Source organism: Deinococcus sp. Leaf326 (genome assembly GCF_001424185.1).
GTDB lineage: Bacteria > Deinococcota > Deinococci > Deinococcales > Deinococcaceae > Deinococcus.
The window spans coordinates 36,130-51,300 of sequence record NZ_LMOM01000017.1 but is presented as its reverse complement, the minus strand read 5'-3'; the positions used below and the strand labels follow the sequence as shown (position 1 = coordinate 51,300).

The following is a 15,171-nucleotide window of genomic DNA, read 5'->3' as shown; positions in this document are numbered from 1 at the left end:
CGACCGGGTGCTGATGGGCCCCGAGCGGCGCTCGCTGGTGGTACGGGAAGCCGACCGCAAGGTCACGGCCTACCACGAGGTCGGCCACGCTCTCGCCGCTCAACTGTTGCCGCACGCCAACCGGGTTGCCAAGCTGACGGTCGTGCCGCGTGGCCGCGCGGCCGGGTACATGATGCCCGACGCCGACGACCGCCTGCACGTCACGCGCCCGGCGCTCGACGACATGGTGGCCGTGGCGCTCGCAGGCCGCGCCGCCGAGGAGATCGTGTACGGCGAGGTCACGACCGGCGCGGCGAACGACTTTCAGCAGGCCACGGGCATCGCGCGGCGCATGGTCACCGAGTGGGGCATGTCGGGGCGCATCGGCAAGGTGGCGCTCGCCAGCGACGAGAGCGGTTACCTCGGCGGCGGCCCGCAGCTCGCGGCCATGAGCGAGGCGACCGCGCAGCTCATCGACGAGGAGGTGCGGCGCATCATCGACGAGGCCTATGCCCGCGTGCTGTCCCTCATGCACGCGCACCTGGAGCAGATGCACGAGATCGTGACCGTGCTGATGACGCGCGAGACCCTCATGGGCGAGGAATTCTCGGTGCTGCTGGCCGGGGGGACGCTGCCGCCCCTGGAGACGGCGACGCCCACCGGAGGACCGCTGCCCACCCCCGCCTGAGCGCGGACAGACGACGGGCCGCGGAAACGAGACTTTCCGCGGCCCGTCGTCCGGTGTTGCTTCGGTGACCCGGTGCTAGTGGCGGCGCCTGCCCGAGATGGCCAGCAGCGCGCCGAACAGCGCGAGGTTCTTGAGGAAGTGGATCTGCTGCTGCTGGCGCTCAGGCCCCTGCTTGTCCCAGAAGGGGTGGCCGACCACGGTGGTCGGGATGAGGCTCGCGGCCAGGGCGGTGCCAGCGAGGCCGGGCGCGACGCCCAGGGCCAGCATGGCGCCCGCGCCCAGCATCACGGCGCTGTTGAGCTTGACCGCCAGTTCCGGCTCGGGAACTTCGGCGCCGCGCGCGGCGCGCACGATGTAGTCGGGGTTTTGCAGGTGGTCGTACCCGTTCTTGATAAAGATGCTCGCCAGCAAGGCCCGTCCGATTACTGTCGTCACGCTCATGGTGCCTCCTTGAGTATGCGGGCGAGTCTAGCGCAGGGGGCCGGCGACGTTGGAGACGCGGCATAGGCCGGTGTTAAAAAAAGATGAACCGCTCTGGCGTTCCCCACGGTGTCCTGGCCCCTAGGATGACTCTAATTTCCGTTTCACCTCTGCCGCCTGGTGGAGGCCTGGGCGCGCCGGACCCCAGTGTCCGGCCGACCACCAACTCTCACCAGTCAGGAGAACACAAGGCCGCAATGGAGCAACGCATCCTCTTAATTGAAGACAACCCCGATATCACACGGGTCGTGCAGTACGAACTGGAACAGGCAGGCTACCGCGTGATTGCCGCGCCCGACGGCATTACCGGCCTGACGAGCGCGCGGGAGAACAGCCCCGATCTCGTCATCCTCGACCTGGGCCTGCCCGACTTCGACGGCGCGGAGATCGCCCGGCGCCTGCGCAAGACGAGCAGCGTGCCCATCATCATCCTGACTGCGATGGACGCCGTAGACCGCAAGGTGAACCTCCTGGAAGCCGGCGCCGACGATTACATGACCAAGCCCTTCCACCCGGAGGAACTCGTGGCGCGTGTCAAGGTGCAGCTCCGGCACCAGCAGCACGGCGAGGTCATCTCTATTGGCGCACTGGAAATTCATCCCCAGAAACGTCTGTGCCACTACAACGGCCATGAGGTCCGGCTCTCGCCCAAGGAATTCGACCTGCTGACCTTCCTGGCACGGCAGCCTGGGCGCGTGTATTCGCGTCAGGAGATCGAGCGCGAGGTCTGGAACGGCGAACTGCCCAGCAACTCCAACGTGGTGGACGTGCACATGGCGAACATGCGGGCCAAACTGCGGGACCTCGACGGCTACGGGATCATCCGTACGGTCCGCGGCATCGGGTACGCGCTCAAGACCCCCTGAGCCACCACGGAAGCGGCCCGGACAAGGCGTGTCTGGGCCGCTTCCGTAGGTTCAGCCTCCGGCCACGTGTTCGTCGAAAAAGGCCATCACCCGGTTCCAGGCATCCTCGGCGGCCACGCCGTCGAAGGCAGGCCCCCGGTTGGCGAAACTGTGGCGCGTCCCCGGATAGACCTTGATGTCGTTCGGGATGCCCACGTCGTCCAGCGCGGCCTGTAGAGCCTCGCCCTGGCGGCGGGTGGGGTCACGCTCCGGGTAGCTGCCGACCACTGGGCAACTGCGGCGCAGCGCTTCGGGTGACCGGGGATTGAACCCGTAGTAGGGCGCGACCGCGCGCACGTGGTCGCTGGTGCAGGCCAGCGCCACCGCGAGGCTGCCGCCCAGGCAGAAGCCCACCGCGCCCAGCCGCGCGGCGTCAACGCCCTCCAGGCCGCCCAGCACCTCCAGGGCACGCCGGGTGTCGCGGGCGCCCTGGTGTTCGAGTGGATTGAGAAACACGCCGCCGAACATGCGCGTCATACAGACGGCGCGGTTCTGGCCGGCGAAGAGGTCTACCGCCAGGGCCACGTATCCGGCCTGGGCCAGCCGGTCGGCCACCCGGCGGATGTCGTCGTTGAGCCCGAAGATCTCGTGGATCACGAGGACGCCCGGGTGCGTGGCCGCTCCTGGGCCCAGGCCTTCCGGGCGGGCGACGTAGGCACGCAGGGCGCGGTCCTCGGCCATGAACTCGATTTCATTCGCGGCAGACATGGCCCAGCCTATCCTGCCCGGCCGGGTCGCCGGGCGACCGAACGGCTCAGTTCTGCCGGGTAAACGTCAGGCGCATCCCCACCAGCCGGAAACCCGCGCGCCCCACGTTGCGCTCGCTGCCGCTGCCCGGCGTGACGAACACGCTGGCGAGGTCGGCTCCTGCCTGCGCCGCCTGTGCCAGCCGGAAGACGAGGAGCGCGGCCTGCACGCCCCGTCCCCGGAATCCGGGCCTCGTCGCCGTACCGTGTAGCGCCGCAACTCCTCCCTCAAGGGCGAAGGCGCCCGTGCCTGCCGCCTCCCCGTCCACGGTCGCCACGAAGCGCCGCGTGCCCTCGGCCCCCGCGACCACCCTCATGATCGTTTCCGAGCCTGGCCCGAAGCCCTGCGCGGCGAGCGCGGCCCAGTGTTCCGGGTCCGGGTCCTCGTGGACCGGCCAGCTGGGAGCCGCGGGAAGCGCACCGAGGTCGTGGGTATAGGCGTGCAGCACGTAGTCCGGCCGGTAGCCGCGGGCATTCAGGGCCGGCAGCAGCGCCGGGGCCATGTGCGAGAGCAGATGCACGGTGGCGGCTTGCCCCTGCGCCGTGCTGAAGGCCTCGAAATCGGCCCAGTCGCCGTCGGTGGGAACCCCGGCGCCGCTGTGCCACGCGCTGTCGACCGGCAGGTGCTGGCCGCTGGCGACCGCCACCAGCGGGCCGAAGCGGGCCACCGTCCCCGAGGTGCCGAACCGAGTGTGGGCGGCGGCCTCGGCCTGGGCCAGTCGCAGGAGGATCTCGCTCATGGCCTCACCCTATCCCGCATATGTCCCGCGCCCGGCCCGCTAGCCTGTGTCTCATGACTTCGCGTGCCTTCGTGTCCCTCATCGGTGCCGGCCCCGGCGATCCGGGTCTGCTGACCCTGCGCGGAGCGCAGGCGCTCGCCCAGGCCGATGTGGTGCTGTTCGACTACCTCGCCAACCCCGAGCTGCTGCGCCACTGCCCCCAGGCCGAGACCATCTACGTGGGCAAGAAGGGCTTTTCCGAGTACATCTCCCAGGAGCAGATCACGGCGCTCCTCGTGCGCACCGCCCAGGCGAACGGCGGCCAGCGCGTGGCGCGGCTCAAGGGCGGCGACGTGTTCGTCTTCGGGCGCGGCGGCGAGGAGGCCGAGGCCTGCCATGAGGCCGGCGTGCCCTTCGAGATCGTGCCGGGCGTCACCAGTGCCATCGCCGCTCCTGCCTACGCAGGGATTCCTGTCACGCACCGCGAGGCTGCGCGCAGCTTCGCCGTCCTGACGGGCAACACGAAGGAGGGCGGCGCGCACTACGAGCGGCTGTCGGGGGTGGACACCCTGCTGCTCCTGATGGGCGTGCGCAACCTGGGGCAGATCTCGGCTGACCTGATCGCCGCCGGGCGCGACCCCCAGACCCCCGCCGCCACCGTGCAGTGGGGCACCACGCCGCAGCAGCGTGTGGCGGTCGGCACCCTGACGACCATCGCCGATGTGGTGCGGGAGGCCGGGCTGGAGGCCCCCGCCGTGACGGTGATCGGCGAGGTCGTGCGTCTGCGCGACACCCTGCGCTGGTTCGACCTCGCGCCCCTGCGCGGCGGTCCGCTGGCAGGCAAGACGGTCGCCGTGACCCGCACGCGCGACGGCTCCAGCGGCCTCTCGGACCTGCTGCGCGCCGGGGGGGCCGACGTGCTCGAAGTGCCCCTGATCCGCTTCGCCCCGACCGGCGACGAGGCGGCCCTACATGCCCGGCTGCGCGACCTCTCGGGCACGTCGTGGCTGCTGCTGACCAGCAACCAGGCCGTGACCGAACTCTTCTCACACCTGGGCAAACTGGGTCTGGACGCGCGGCACCTCGCCGGGGTGCGCGTCGCGGCGGTCGGTCCCAGCACGGCCCGCAGTCTGGAGGCGCAGGGCGTGCGTGCCGACTTCGTGCCGTCCACTCCCGGTGCGCGGCACCTGGGCCTGGAACTGCCGGCCGGGGCGGGCGAGGGTGTTCTGCACCTGACCTCCCAACTTGCCGAGGCCGAACTGGGTGAGGCCCTCACGGCGCGCGGCCTGCGCTACGAGCGCGCCGAGCTGTACCGCACTGAGCCTGCCCAACCCTCCGAGAACGCCACGCAGCGGCTCAAGTCGGCGGCGGCCGTGACCCTGGCGTCGGGCAGCGCGGCGCGGCACCTCGCGGCGCTCGCCTCGGACGATTTCGATCCGCTCGGGTTGCCTGTCGCGGCGATGGGTCCGCAGACCGCCGACGCGGCCCGCGAGGCCGGATTTACCCGCGTGACCGTCGCCCAGACCGCCAGTCTGGAGGCCCTGGTCGAGGCGGCGGCCGAGGCTGCCTTACAGGCCGAGTCACCGGCGTAGGGACGGCCCGGCCGGTTTGGAAAATCCCGTCCCAGACCACTTTCTGACCGTTCGGTAGGGGACGCCCGCCCCGGCCCGGAGGCGTATGCTACGCGGGTGAGTCTGGCGGCCTTTTTAGATCTGCGGGGAGAAGTGGCCCTGATCGTCGGCGGCGGCGCGGTGGCGCTGCGCCGCGCGGCCACGCTGTTGGCGTCGGGGCTGGACGTGCGGGTGGTGGCTCCGGCCATCCTGCCCGACCTGGCCGCACTGCCGGTGCGCGCTGAGCGCCGTCCCTACGCCCCGGCCGACCTGACCGGCGTCCGCCTGGTCGTGGCCGCGACCGACGACGCGGCGCTGAACGACGCCGTCGCCGAGCAGGCCCGCGCGGCCGGCGTGCTGGTGAACCACGCGGGCGAGGCCAGGCGCGGCACCCTGCGGTTTCCTGCCGTGGCCGAGCGCGCGGGGGTGCAGGTGGCGGTCTCGACCGGGCGCGAACTGCCCATGCTGGCCCGCGCCCTGCGCGAGAGCGTGCAGGCCAGGCTGCCCGATACGGCCGAACTGAACGCCTGGACCACGCGCCGCGAGGACGCCCTGACCCTGGCCGGGCCCGAGCGCGCCGCCGCCCTGGGCCGGCTCGACGCCGATATCTGCCGCGCCGTCGGGGGGGCCGCATGACGCTCGCCTGCCCGACCGCGCGCAGTTTCCTGCGGCAGACCCACCTGCCGGCGCCTGCCCCACTGGACTTCGCGGTGGTGGGTCTCAACCACCAGACCGCGCCCGTCGAGATCCGCGAACGCGCCGCCGTGCGCGCGGGCGAGGAAGGCGCGCTGCTCTCCCACCTCGCGCGGCACTCCCGCGAGGTCATGCTGCTGGCGACCTGCAACCGCACCGAGGTGTATCTCGCCGGGATCGGGGGAGACCCGCGCGCCGCCTTCGAGGGTGCTTGGGGCCACGCCCTGGACGGCCACCTGTACGTGTACCGGGGCGAGGACGCCGTGCGCCACCTGTACCGCGTGGCCTCGGGCCTCGACAGCCTCGTCATCGGAGAGACCCAGATTCAGGGGCAGGTCAAGCGGGCGTGGCAGGCGGCCAGCGAGCGCGGGCTGAGCGGCACCCTGCTCAACAAGGTCGCCCAGGGCGCCCTGGCGGCGGGCAAGCGCGTACGCTCCGAAACCGGCATGAGCGACCGGGTGGTCAGCGTGTCCAGCGCCGCCGTTGAACTGGCCGGAGCCGCGCTGGGCAGCCTCGCCGGCCGCACCGCCCTGGTCCTCGGCGCGGGCGAGACGGCCGAGCTGACCCTGACCCATCTGCGCGCGGCGGGCGTGGACGACGTGATCGTGGTCAACCGCACCGAGGCCCGCGCCCGGCAGCTCGCCGACAAGCTCGGCGGCCGGGTATGCGCCGCCGAGCTGCTGCACGAGGCGCTGCCCGAGGCCGATGTGGTCATCGCGTCGAGCGCCGCGCCCCACTACGTCCTGGGGGCCGAGGGGGTGTGGAAGGCGCTCGAGGGCCGCCCGGAGCGCCCGATGTTCCTCATCGACATCAGCGTGCCGCGTATCCTGAATCCCGACATTGCGGACGTGCCGGGCGCGTACCTGCACAACCTCGACGACCTCACGGCGGTCGTGAGCCGTAACCTCCAGAGCCGGCGCGACGCCCTGCCCCACGCCGAGGCGATCATCCGCGAGGCCGCCGCCGACCTGAGCCGCTGGCACCTGACCCGCGAGGCCCAGTTGGCCCGCCGCGCCTGGCCCGAGGCGGCGCTGGGGCTGGCGAGCGACTGAGCCCTGCCTCTTTGCCCAGGTGCGCCCCCGTCACACACGTGCGGGGGCGCTTGCCGTAGCCTGCGGATATGTGGACCCGCATTCCTTCCAGCAGCCTGCGCGTGACCGGCCCCGACCGGGTCGATTTCGTGCAGGGCCAGATGACCGGCGACCTGCGCGGCGCCCCCACGCCGGGGCTCGTCGCCGCCTGCTTCCTGAACGTGCGCGGCCAGATCGAGCACTTCGCGCGGGCGTATCGCCGCGCGGACGATGTGTACCTTCACCTCGACGAGGGCCTGGCCCCCGCGCTGGCCGCCCGGCTGCGCCGCTACATCATCTTCGATCAGGTGGAGGTCACCGACCTCTCGGACACGCTGGCGACCGTGCACGTCTGGGACGCGGCAGCGTTGCCCGGCTGGCAGGCAGACGGCCCCATAGCCCAGACCTTCGACCTCGGTGGCGGCGCGGTGCTCGCGGGCCGCGTGAACCGCAGCGGGACGTCCGGTGTGGACCTGCATTACCTCCTGCGCCACGAAGCCGCCGTTCTCGGCGCGCTAGGCCAGGAGCGCCCGCTGGCCGACCTCGACGTCGCCCGCATCGCCGCCGGTATTCCCGACGTGGCCCGCGACGGGTTCACGGGGACGCTGCTTCAGGAAATCGGACTGGACCTAGGCGGGCCGCTGCCGGCCATCAGCTACCGCAAGGGCTGCTACGTGGGCCAAGAGATCATGGCCCGCCTGGAGGCGCGCGGCAACGCCCGGTATCACCTCGCCGCGCTCGTGGGTGAGGGGCTGCCGGAACGGGCCGAAGTCACGGCGGGGGGCAAGGTCGTGGGGCAGTCGGGCCTGAACGCGGGCGGAGCGAGCCTCGCGCGGCTTCGTAAGGAACTGGAGGAAGGCGCGGCCGTCGAAGTCGGCGGTGTCCCCGCCCAGGTCCGGCTCCTGACCCCAGCCCGTGCCTGAGGGCGCCGGAACGGGAGTCTGGGCCGCCTTCGCCCGTGACCTGCGCGACGGGCCGGCGGGTCTGGCGCGCGCGTCGCGGCGGGCCTTCCACCTCGCGTTGCTGGCGCTGGCCGCGCCGGGGCTGCCCCTGGGCGCCCTGTACCTGCTGAGCGCCCCGGCGCCCTACCCGGCGGCGGCGGCGTGGGGCTTCGCGGCGTTGGGCCTGGGGTTCGGGCTCGTGGCGCTGCGTCTCGCCCGGCAGGCGGCGCGGGACACACGCGCCCCTGCACAGGCGCCCGGTCGCGCGGCCCTCACCGCGGCGATGCAGGCGGCGAGCGCGCCGGCCATTCCCTTTCTGCTGGGCTGCGCGGCTCTGCACCAGCCTCTGGCCTGGGGCCTGTGCTGGGCCGCCGCCGCCGCGCTGTATCTCCTGGCGCGCACGCAGTTGCCCGCCTACGCCCGCGCCGCCGGAGAGAACCGGGCGCCGTAGTACGCTGAGCACATGAGCAGTGAGCACCATTTGCCTGGAGGTCTGTCCCGGCCGCCGTCGGGCGACCTCTGGACGGTCGACGGCCTGGAAGACACGCCTCACGGCCGCGCCGCCCGTCTGGAACTGCCGGATGGGCAGACCGTCGTGGTGCCGCTCGGCACCTTTCCCGAGGACGTGGGTGAGGGCGACCTGCTGGACGTGACCGGTGGACCCGACGGCCTGCACGCCCGCCGACTGCCGGAGCTGACCCGCGCGCGCCGGGAGGCGGCGCAGGCCCGGCTCGACACCCTCAACGGCCCGGAGAACGCCGCGGACGATGGCGGCACCGGGGAGATCACGTTGTGAGCGGCGCCCCCAGGAAAGCGGCCCCGAAAGCCCCCACGAAGAAGAAAGAGCGTCAGCCTGCGGGCGGGGCCGGCGACCGGGCCACGTCTCCGAAAGCTCCTGCGGCGCAGGGCGGGTCTGGCTCTGCCGCAAAGGCCGGGAGGGGAGAGGCGGCCTCCCGGCCGGCCGGCCGCCGCGCGACCGGAGGCCAGCGGGCCGCCTCCGCCCCGCGCCCGCCGCGCGGCCCACTGCACCGCCGCCTGACCCGCCCCACGCCCTCTGACCTGCTGGCCCTGCTCGTGGTGGGGCTGACCGCCGCTCTCGGCGCGTGCGCAGGGCAGCGCGACGGGAACGGCGGTGGTACCGGCACCGCGCTGCCGGCCGGGCAGGTCACGGTGCGTTTTCTGGATGTGGGCCAGGGCGACGCCGTACTCGTCCGCAGCCCCGAGGGCAAGACCCTGCTTGTCGACGGCGGGCGCAGCACCACCCGCATGAAGGAACTGCTGGCCGAGTACGGCGTGGACAAGGTGGACCTGATGGTCGCCACCCACGCCGACTCGGACCACATCACCGGGCTGGTCACGGCGGCGCAGGAGGCCCGGCCCACCCTGTTCATCAACAACGGGCTGACCGGTACCACCAAGACCTGGGAGCGGCTGGTGGCGGCCCTGCGCGCCGACGGCACCACCTTTCAGAAGGCCGGCAACCAGGTCGTGAACCTCGGCAGCGTCAAGGTGCGCGTGTTGGGGCCGCCGGCCGACATGGGCGACGACCAGAACGACAACAGTGTGGGTCTGCGTCTGGAGTTCGGCCGGTTCAGTGCCCTGATGACCGGCGACAGCGAGACGCCCGAGACGCGCGCCTGGCTGGCCGAAGACCGCGCCGGAATCCGCGGCCCCGTTCAGGTCTACAAGAGCATCCACCACGGCGCGGCCAACGGCGACAACCAGGCGTGGCTCAACGCGGTCCGGCCCGAGACCGTGACCATCAGCGTGGGGCCGAACAATTACGGCCACCCCACCCAGGCGGCGCTGGATCTGTACGCCAAGAACCGCGTCAAGGTGTACCGCACCGACCAGCAGGGCACGGTGACGTTCACCGGAAACGCGGACGGCACCTACAAGGTCAAGACCGACAAGTGAGCGCCGGGGCGGCCCCTCCGGCCCCCCGGCGCCTCCCGGTCTCTACCGCTGTTCCAGCGCCAGCTCGACCAGCCGCGTGACCAGTTCGCTGTAGCTCAGGCCCGCCGCGCCGAACAGCTTGGGGTACATGGAGGTAGTCGTGAAACCGGGCATAGTGTTGACCTCGTTGAGGAACAGTTCGCCTGTCTCCTCGACATAGAAGAAGTCCACGCGGGCCAGCCCGGCGCAGTCGAGGGCCAGGAAGGCCTGGAGTGCGAGCTCGCGCACGCGGGCCGCGACCTCGGGGGGCAGCGGCGCAGGAATATGCATGGTCGCTTGGCCCTCGGTGTACTTGGTGGCGTAGTCGTAGAACTCGGCCCCGAAGCTCAGTTCGCCCACCGGGCTGGCGATGGGCGCGTCGTTGCCCAGAATGCCCACCTCGACCTCGCGGGGCTTGTGGGCGGTCATCGCCTCCAGGATCACGCGGCGGTCAAGCGAGAACGCCAGTGTCAGGGCGTCGTCGAGCTCGGCGGCCGCGCGCACCTTGCTGATGCCCACGCTGGACCCCAGGTTGGCCGGTTTCACGAACAGGGGGTAACCCAGTTCATGGGCGCGTGCCCGTACGGCATCCGGGGTCTGCGTCCACTCGCGGCGCACGGCGAGGCGCCACGCCACCTGCGGAATGCCGGCCGAGGCAAGCACCTGCTTGGTCATGACCTTGTCCATGCTGGCGGCCGACCCCAGCACGCCGCTGCCCACGAAGGGAATTCCCGCCAGGGTCAACAGGCCCTGGATGGTGCCGTCCTCGCCCATCGGGCCGTGTAGCAGCGGAAAGACGGCGTCGTACCCTTCGGCGCTGGCCGCGCGGTGCAGCACGAGGTCGCCGCCCGGCACCGACACGCCGGTCTCCAGGGCGCGCACGGTGTCGGTGGGGGGCAGCCAGCGCCCCTGCTTGCTGATGACCACGGGCGTCACGTCGAACTGGTCGCGCGGCAGGGCGGCGAGCACACTGCGCGCACTCATGAGACTGACCTCGTGTTCGCCGGACTGACCGCCCGCCAGCAGCAGGATTCTCTTCTTCACGCGGGGCAGTATGCCGCGCCGCCTGGGTACTTGTCGCCTCTGGCCTGTTGGATGGGGAGTGCGCCGGGGCCAGGGTGGCCAAACTCACCTTTTTGCCGTATGCATCGGCATGAGGACTTATTCATGAATAGGTCAATTGACATACGCTATGATCACTCCGTTGATTCCCCGAACAGACCAGCTTCCACCTAGAAACGCCGTGTTCCAGGCGGAGCCTGCGCTGTTCACCCCCTCCAGGAGGCCTATGAAGAAGATTGCCCTGATCAGCACCCTGCTCCTCGCCGGTTCCGCCTTCGCTGCCTCGCCCGCCGACACCCTGGTCATCCAGACGGCCGGCGACGTGCCGACCCTCGACCCCGGCGTGACTTACGACACCGCCTCCTCGGCGCTCGTCGACAATATGTACGAAACGCTGCTGACTTACAGCGGCGCGAGCCTCACGAAGCTCGAGCCCCGTCTGGCGACGAAGTGGACCGTCAGCAACGGCGGCAAGACCTACACCTTCGACCTGCGCAAGAACGTCAAGTTCCACAACGGCGACACCATGGCCTGCGCCGACGCCGAATACTCCTTCCGCCGCAACCTCGTGACCAATAGCGGCGAGTCGGGCAACTGGTTCATCAGCGAGTCGCTGCTGGGCACCCAGGCCAACGCCAACGATGACAAGAGCGTCACCTGGGCCAAGATCAGCGCCGCTGCCAAGTGCAACGCCGCCGGCCAGCTCGTGTTCACGCTGCCCAAGGTAGACCCTGCGTTCCTGGCCAAGCTGGCCTACACGGGCCAGGCCATCGTGGACCGCAAGTACGGCGCGAGCATCGGCGAGTGGGACGGCACCGAAGCCACCTGGAAGACCTGGGTCGGCAAGGACCTCACCGGCAGCAACCTGAGCCAGAAGCCCAACGGCACCGGCGCGTACAAGCTCGTGCGCAAGGACGCGAACAACTACCTGTTCACGGCCTTCGACGGCTACTGGGGCCAGAAGCCCAGCATCAAGAACGTCATCCAGCAAAAAGTCCCCGAGCAGGCGGCCCGCCAGCAGGCGCTGCTGCGCGGCGACGCCGACATCATCGAGGCCAGCGGCCGCGCGGTGGACGAGGCCCAGATCAAGGGCAAGCCCGGCGTGACCTGGGTGGACGACCTGCCCAACACCACCGCGACTGCCATCTTCATGAATGAGAGCATCAAGGGCACGGGCCTGCTGGGCAGCGGCAAGCTCGACGGCCAGGGCATCCCGGCCAACTTCTTCAGCGACGTGAACGTGCGCCGAGCCTTCTCCTACGCCTTCAACTACGCGCAGTACATCGCCGACGTGCAGAAGGGCAAGGGCGTCCAGCGCACCATGCTGCTGCCCGACTCTTTCCCCGGTTACGACTCCAAGGTCAAGACCTACAAGTTCGACGCCGCGCAGGCCAAGGCCTACTTTCAGCGCGCCTGGGGCGGCAACGTCTGGAAAAACGGCTTCGTGCTGACCGCGAACTACCGCGCCAACACCCCCGCCTCGCAGACGGCCATGGAAATCCTCAAGCGCAACATCGAGGCCATCAACCCCAAGTTCAAGGTCAACATCCAGGGCAAGCAGTGGAGCGAAATGCTCGCCTCGTCCAAGAAGGGTGAGGAAGCCATGATCCTGATCGGCTGGTCGCCCGACTACGCCGACGCGGACAACTTCATCACGACCTTCTATGCCTCGGACGGCTTCTACAGCCCCCGCAGCAACTTCAAGGACGCGCAGATCGACAAGTGGAACGCCCAGGCCCGCGCCACCGTCAACACGGCCCAGCGCAACCGCCTGTACAGCCTGATCGGCAACCGCGCCTACGAGCAGGCCCCGTACATCCTGGTGCCCGCACCGGTCGCGTACATCTTCCAGAGCAGCCGGATCACGGGCGAAGGCCGCACCAAGGCGACCTATAACCCCATGACCTCGCTGGAATGGAAGGGCCTGGTCAAGAAGTAAGCAAGACCGGGTAACGGCGCACGGGCCTGCGGGCCCGGTGTGTCCGGACGGAGCAGGCACGACGCTCTGCCGCTGCCCGAACAGTTTTCAAGTCCCGCCAGAGCGGGCGGGGTGGCCCCGGTGGCTGCCCCCCCGCTTCCGCGTTGCGGGAGGTTCTCCAGGGGCTTGTCCGGTTCTTCCGCGTGTCGGCTGAGCGGGACATCCCGGAAACCTGGCGCGGCGCGTATCTTATGCTGAGGCACGTATGCTCAATTTCATTGTGAGACGACTGATCCAGGCCCCCCTGGTGATGCTCGTCCTGTCCGTGCTGGTGATCGGCCTGACCCAGCTGCTGACGCCGGAACAGCGCGCTGCGCCGTACATCCGCAGCGATCAGCAGGCCGCGCGTCTGGAACAGATCATCAACGAACGCGGTCTGCGCGATCCTTTCCCGGTGCAGTACGCCAACTGGTTCGGCAGTACCATCCGGGGCGACCTGGGCTTTTCCAAGGCCAGCGGTAAGGAAGTGACGGCCACCATCGCCGAACGCCTGCCCAACACCCTCGAACTGAGTCTGGTCACGGTGATCCCCATTATCCTGCTGGCCGTGTGGCTGGGCACCGTCAGTGCTCTACACAAGGACAAGTTCATCGACCAGTTCGTGCGTGTGCTGGTGGTGCTGGGGTACAGCCTGCCGACCTTCGTGCTCGGGATCTTGCTGCTCGCGGTGTTCTACGCCTACCTGGGCTGGTTGCCGGGCGCGGGGCAACTCGACATCCTCAATCAGTTCTCGGTGGGCAGCCTGCGGCGCTACACCGGTCTGCTGTCTCTGGACGCCATGCTCAACGGGCGCTGGGATATCGCCTGGGACGTGCTGAGGCACATGTTCCTGCCGGCCGTGACCCTGGTGATCGTGCTGAGCGCCACGCTGCTCAAGGTCATGCGCAACAGCATGCTCGAAGTGCTCACGAGCGACTACGTGCGCACGGCCCGCGCCAAGGGCCTCGCCGACCGCACCGTGAACAACAAGCACGCGCGGCGTAACGCCCTGTTGCCCATCGTCACCCTGAGCGGCTCGCTCATCATCGGCCTGCTGGCAGGCTCGGTGATTACCGAGACCATCTTCGCGTACCCCGGTATCGGGCAGTGGTTCGTGCAGTCGGCGCTGCAGCTCGACATCGCGGGCGTGCTGGGCTTTACGCTGCTCTCGGCCCTCATCGTGGTCGTGATGAACCTGATCGTGGACATCCTGTACGGCGTGATCGACCCCCGCGTGAGGTTCGACTGATGCGCGCCGTCATTTTCCAAGGAGGTGCCGCATGACGACCCTGTCCGGTCCGGTCACGCCCCCCAAACGCAGCCGCTGGCAGAACTTCTGGCACAGCGCGGGCGTCCGCAAGCTGCGCCGCAACCCGCTGGCCGTCACCGGCTTTTTCATCACGGTGCTGTTCTTCCTGATTGCGATTTTTGCGCCCCTGATCGCCAAGCCCACCGGCAACTGCCTGCGTGACCTGAACATGACCACGCAGAACCAGATCTACAACCCGCTGGGCGGCGCGTTCTGGCGCGGTATCTTCGCTCCGCCGCAGAGCTGTTACCGCATGGAGCGCCTGAGCTTCGCGCAGGAACCCGCGCCGCCCAACTCGGTGCCCGGCGCCTTCGCGCCGTTCGGTACCGTGAACGGCTACAACATCTTCTACGGTCTGATCTGGGGCACGCGCACCGCCCTGAAGATGTCGTTCATCATCGTGGGCATCACGCTCGCGGTGGGCATCCTGATCGGCGCCGTCAGCGGTTACTACGGCGGCTGGGTGGACAACCTCATCCAGCGTTTCATTGACGTGCTGTTCGCCATGCCGGGGCTGGTGCTCACGGTGGTCATCCTGACCATCCTGCGGGCCAAGAATCCCGGCGGTGACCCGACCTTTCCGATCATCGTGGCGTACTGTGTCGCCGGCTGGGCCAGTTACGCCAAGGTGATTCGCGGGGACGTGCTCAAGGTGCGCCAGCTCGAATACGTGGACGCCGCCCGTAGCCTCGGCTCGCGCGACCTGCCGCTGATCCTGCGCCACATCATCCCCAACAGCCTGACCACCGTGTTCACCATCGCGGTGCTCGATCTCGCCACCATTCCTCTGGGCATCGCCGCCCTGAGCTTCCTGGGCCTGGGCTTCGAGAACGGCTTTTCCGAGTGGGGCCAGCTCGTGGACTTTTCGCGCGCGTGGCTCAAGCCCGAATACTGGTACGTGCTGGTGTTCCCCGCCGTGTTCATCGTGCTGTTCAGCCTGGCCTTCAACCTCTTCGGTGACGGCCTGCGCGATGCGCTCGACCCGCGTACCCGCTAAACAAGGGCGCGCAGAAGCAGGGGCCGCGAGCGTTCGCTCACGGCCCCGCTTCTTTTTCTTCCGCCCACGCACCACAAATA

Annotated in this window: 15 protein-coding genes and 1 pseudogene; 12 read left to right on the top strand and 4 right to left on the bottom strand. The window is 69.7% G+C overall.

Annotated elements, in window-relative coordinates; genetic code table 11:
* Positions 1-667 (top strand): annotated as a pseudogene (locus ASF71_RS06460) (cell division protein FtsH); the annotation flags it as partial.
* Positions 668-742: 75 nt separating this feature from the next.
* Here the strand turns inward: ASF71_RS06460 and ASF71_RS06455 are convergent.
* The gene (locus tag ASF71_RS06455) at positions 743-1,108 is read right to left on the bottom strand and encodes a DoxX family protein (RefSeq protein ID WP_056296843.1); all 366 of its coding nucleotides are present in this window, start codon (positions 1,106-1,108) and stop codon (positions 743-745) included.
* Positions 1,109-1,344: 236 nt separating this feature from the next.
* On the opposite strand from ASF71_RS06455, the gene ASF71_RS06450 reads away from it, so the two are divergent.
* The gene (locus tag ASF71_RS06450; RefSeq protein WP_014685802.1) at positions 1,345-2,013 is read left to right on the top strand and encodes a response regulator transcription factor; all 669 of its coding nucleotides are present in this window, start codon (positions 1,345-1,347) and stop codon (positions 2,011-2,013) included.
* A gap of 51 nt (positions 2,014-2,064) precedes the next feature.
* Here ASF71_RS06450 and ASF71_RS06445 read toward each other — a convergent pair whose 3' ends face one another.
* Together ASF71_RS06445 and ASF71_RS06440 are read right to left on the bottom strand one after the other, a co-directional pair.
* On the bottom strand, positions 2,065-2,760 hold the full coding sequence (locus ASF71_RS06445; protein WP_156372653.1) for a dienelactone hydrolase family protein: 696 nt from the start codon (positions 2,758-2,760) through the stop codon (positions 2,065-2,067).
* Positions 2,761-2,806: 46 nt separating this feature from the next.
* A complete protein-coding gene (locus ASF71_RS06440) occupies positions 2,807-3,538 on the bottom strand; it encodes a GNAT family N-acetyltransferase (protein WP_056296840.1) in 732 nt (243 codons plus the stop codon).
* A gap of 53 nt (positions 3,539-3,591) precedes the next feature.
* Here ASF71_RS06440 and cobA point away from each other — a divergent pair, with 53 nt between their 5' ends.
* From cobA to ASF71_RS06405, 7 genes are all read left to right on the top strand, one after another.
* Positions 3,592-5,109: a uroporphyrinogen-III C-methyltransferase gene (cobA, locus tag ASF71_RS06435; RefSeq protein WP_156372652.1), complete on the top strand. Its 1,518-nt coding sequence runs from the start codon at positions 3,592-3,594 to the stop codon at positions 5,107-5,109.
* 96 nt (positions 5,110-5,205) lie between these two features.
* A complete protein-coding gene (locus ASF71_RS06430; RefSeq protein WP_235514180.1) occupies positions 5,206-5,763 on the top strand; it encodes a bifunctional precorrin-2 dehydrogenase/sirohydrochlorin ferrochelatase in 558 nt (185 codons plus the stop codon).
* Positions 5,760-6,872: a glutamyl-tRNA reductase gene (gene hemA / locus ASF71_RS06425; protein WP_056296834.1), complete on the top strand. Its 1,113-nt coding sequence runs from the start codon at positions 5,760-5,762 to the stop codon at positions 6,870-6,872. The genes ASF71_RS06430 and hemA overlap by 4 nt, the downstream gene beginning before the upstream one ends.
* A 68-nt stretch (positions 6,873-6,940) precedes the next feature.
* Entirely contained in the window at positions 6,941-7,813 is an 873-nt protein-coding gene (locus ASF71_RS06420) for a folate-binding protein YgfZ (RefSeq protein WP_056296831.1), read from the top strand.
* On the top strand, positions 7,806-8,282 hold the full coding sequence (locus ASF71_RS06415; RefSeq protein WP_056296829.1) for a hypothetical protein: 477 nt from the start codon (positions 7,806-7,808) through the stop codon (positions 8,280-8,282). Before ASF71_RS06420 ends, ASF71_RS06415 begins: the two co-directional genes overlap by 8 nt.
* Before the next feature lie 12 nt (positions 8,283-8,294).
* Complete coding sequence (locus ASF71_RS06410; protein WP_056296827.1) at positions 8,295-8,627, top strand: DUF3006 domain-containing protein; 333 nt, start codon at positions 8,295-8,297, stop codon at positions 8,625-8,627.
* Positions 8,624-9,748 (top strand): ComEC/Rec2 family competence protein, encoded by a 1,125-nt coding sequence (locus tag ASF71_RS06405; protein ID WP_235514179.1) that lies wholly within the window; start codon positions 8,624-8,626, stop codon positions 9,746-9,748. Before ASF71_RS06410 ends, ASF71_RS06405 begins: the two co-directional genes overlap by 4 nt.
* A gap of 42 nt (positions 9,749-9,790) precedes the next feature.
* On the opposite strand, the gene ASF71_RS06400 is transcribed toward ASF71_RS06405, so the two are convergent.
* Positions 9,791-10,810 carry a D-alanine--D-alanine ligase family protein gene (locus ASF71_RS06400; protein WP_056296823.1) on the bottom strand — a complete coding sequence of 340 codons (1,020 nt, stop codon included), beginning with the start codon at positions 10,808-10,810 and terminating at the stop codon, positions 9,791-9,793.
* Positions 10,811-11,054: 244 nt separating this feature from the next.
* Between ASF71_RS06400 and ASF71_RS06395 the strand changes: the two genes are divergently transcribed.
* The 3 genes from ASF71_RS06395 (at position 11,055) to ASF71_RS06385 (ending at position 15,091) form a co-directional block, all read left to right on the top strand.
* Positions 11,055-12,767 (top strand): ABC transporter substrate-binding protein, encoded by a 1,713-nt coding sequence (locus ASF71_RS06395; RefSeq protein ID WP_056296818.1) that lies wholly within the window; start codon positions 11,055-11,057, stop codon positions 12,765-12,767.
* Between the two features lie 244 nt (positions 12,768-13,011).
* Entirely contained in the window at positions 13,012-14,034 is a 1,023-nt protein-coding gene (locus ASF71_RS06390) for an ABC transporter permease (protein ID WP_056296815.1), read from the top strand.
* Between the two features lie 31 nt (positions 14,035-14,065).
* Positions 14,066-15,091, top strand: coding sequence for an ABC transporter permease (locus ASF71_RS06385; protein WP_056296812.1), 1,026 nt, complete (start codon positions 14,066-14,068; stop codon positions 15,089-15,091).
* The last annotated feature ends 80 nt before the right edge of the window (positions 15,092-15,171 follow it).

Coding starts and splice junctions, on each gene's coding strand:
- ASF71_RS06455 (WP_056296843.1), bottom strand. CDS start 1,108: ATGAGCGTGACGACAGTAATCGGACGGGCCTTGCTGGCGAGCATCTTT.
- ASF71_RS06450 (WP_014685802.1), top strand. CDS start 1,345: ATGGAGCAACGCATCCTCTTAATTGAAGACAACCCCGATATCACACGG.
- ASF71_RS06445 (WP_156372653.1), bottom strand. CDS start 2,760: ATGTCTGCCGCGAATGAAATCGAGTTCATGGCCGAGGACCGCGCCCTG.
- ASF71_RS06440 (WP_056296840.1), bottom strand. CDS start 3,538: ATGAGCGAGATCCTCCTGCGACTGGCCCAGGCCGAGGCCGCCGCCCAC.
- cobA (WP_156372652.1), top strand. CDS start 3,592: ATGACTTCGCGTGCCTTCGTGTCCCTCATCGGTGCCGGCCCCGGCGAT.
- hemA (WP_056296834.1), top strand. CDS start 5,760: ATGACGCTCGCCTGCCCGACCGCGCGCAGTTTCCTGCGGCAGACCCAC.
- ASF71_RS06420 (WP_056296831.1), top strand. CDS start 6,941: ATGTGGACCCGCATTCCTTCCAGCAGCCTGCGCGTGACCGGCCCCGAC.
- ASF71_RS06410 (WP_056296827.1), top strand. CDS start 8,295: ATGAGCAGTGAGCACCATTTGCCTGGAGGTCTGTCCCGGCCGCCGTCG.
- ASF71_RS06395 (WP_056296818.1), top strand. CDS start 11,055: ATGAAGAAGATTGCCCTGATCAGCACCCTGCTCCTCGCCGGTTCCGCC.
- ASF71_RS06390 (WP_056296815.1), top strand. CDS start 13,012: ATGCTCAATTTCATTGTGAGACGACTGATCCAGGCCCCCCTGGTGATG.
- ASF71_RS06385 (WP_056296812.1), top strand. CDS start 14,066: ATGACGACCCTGTCCGGTCCGGTCACGCCCCCCAAACGCAGCCGCTGG.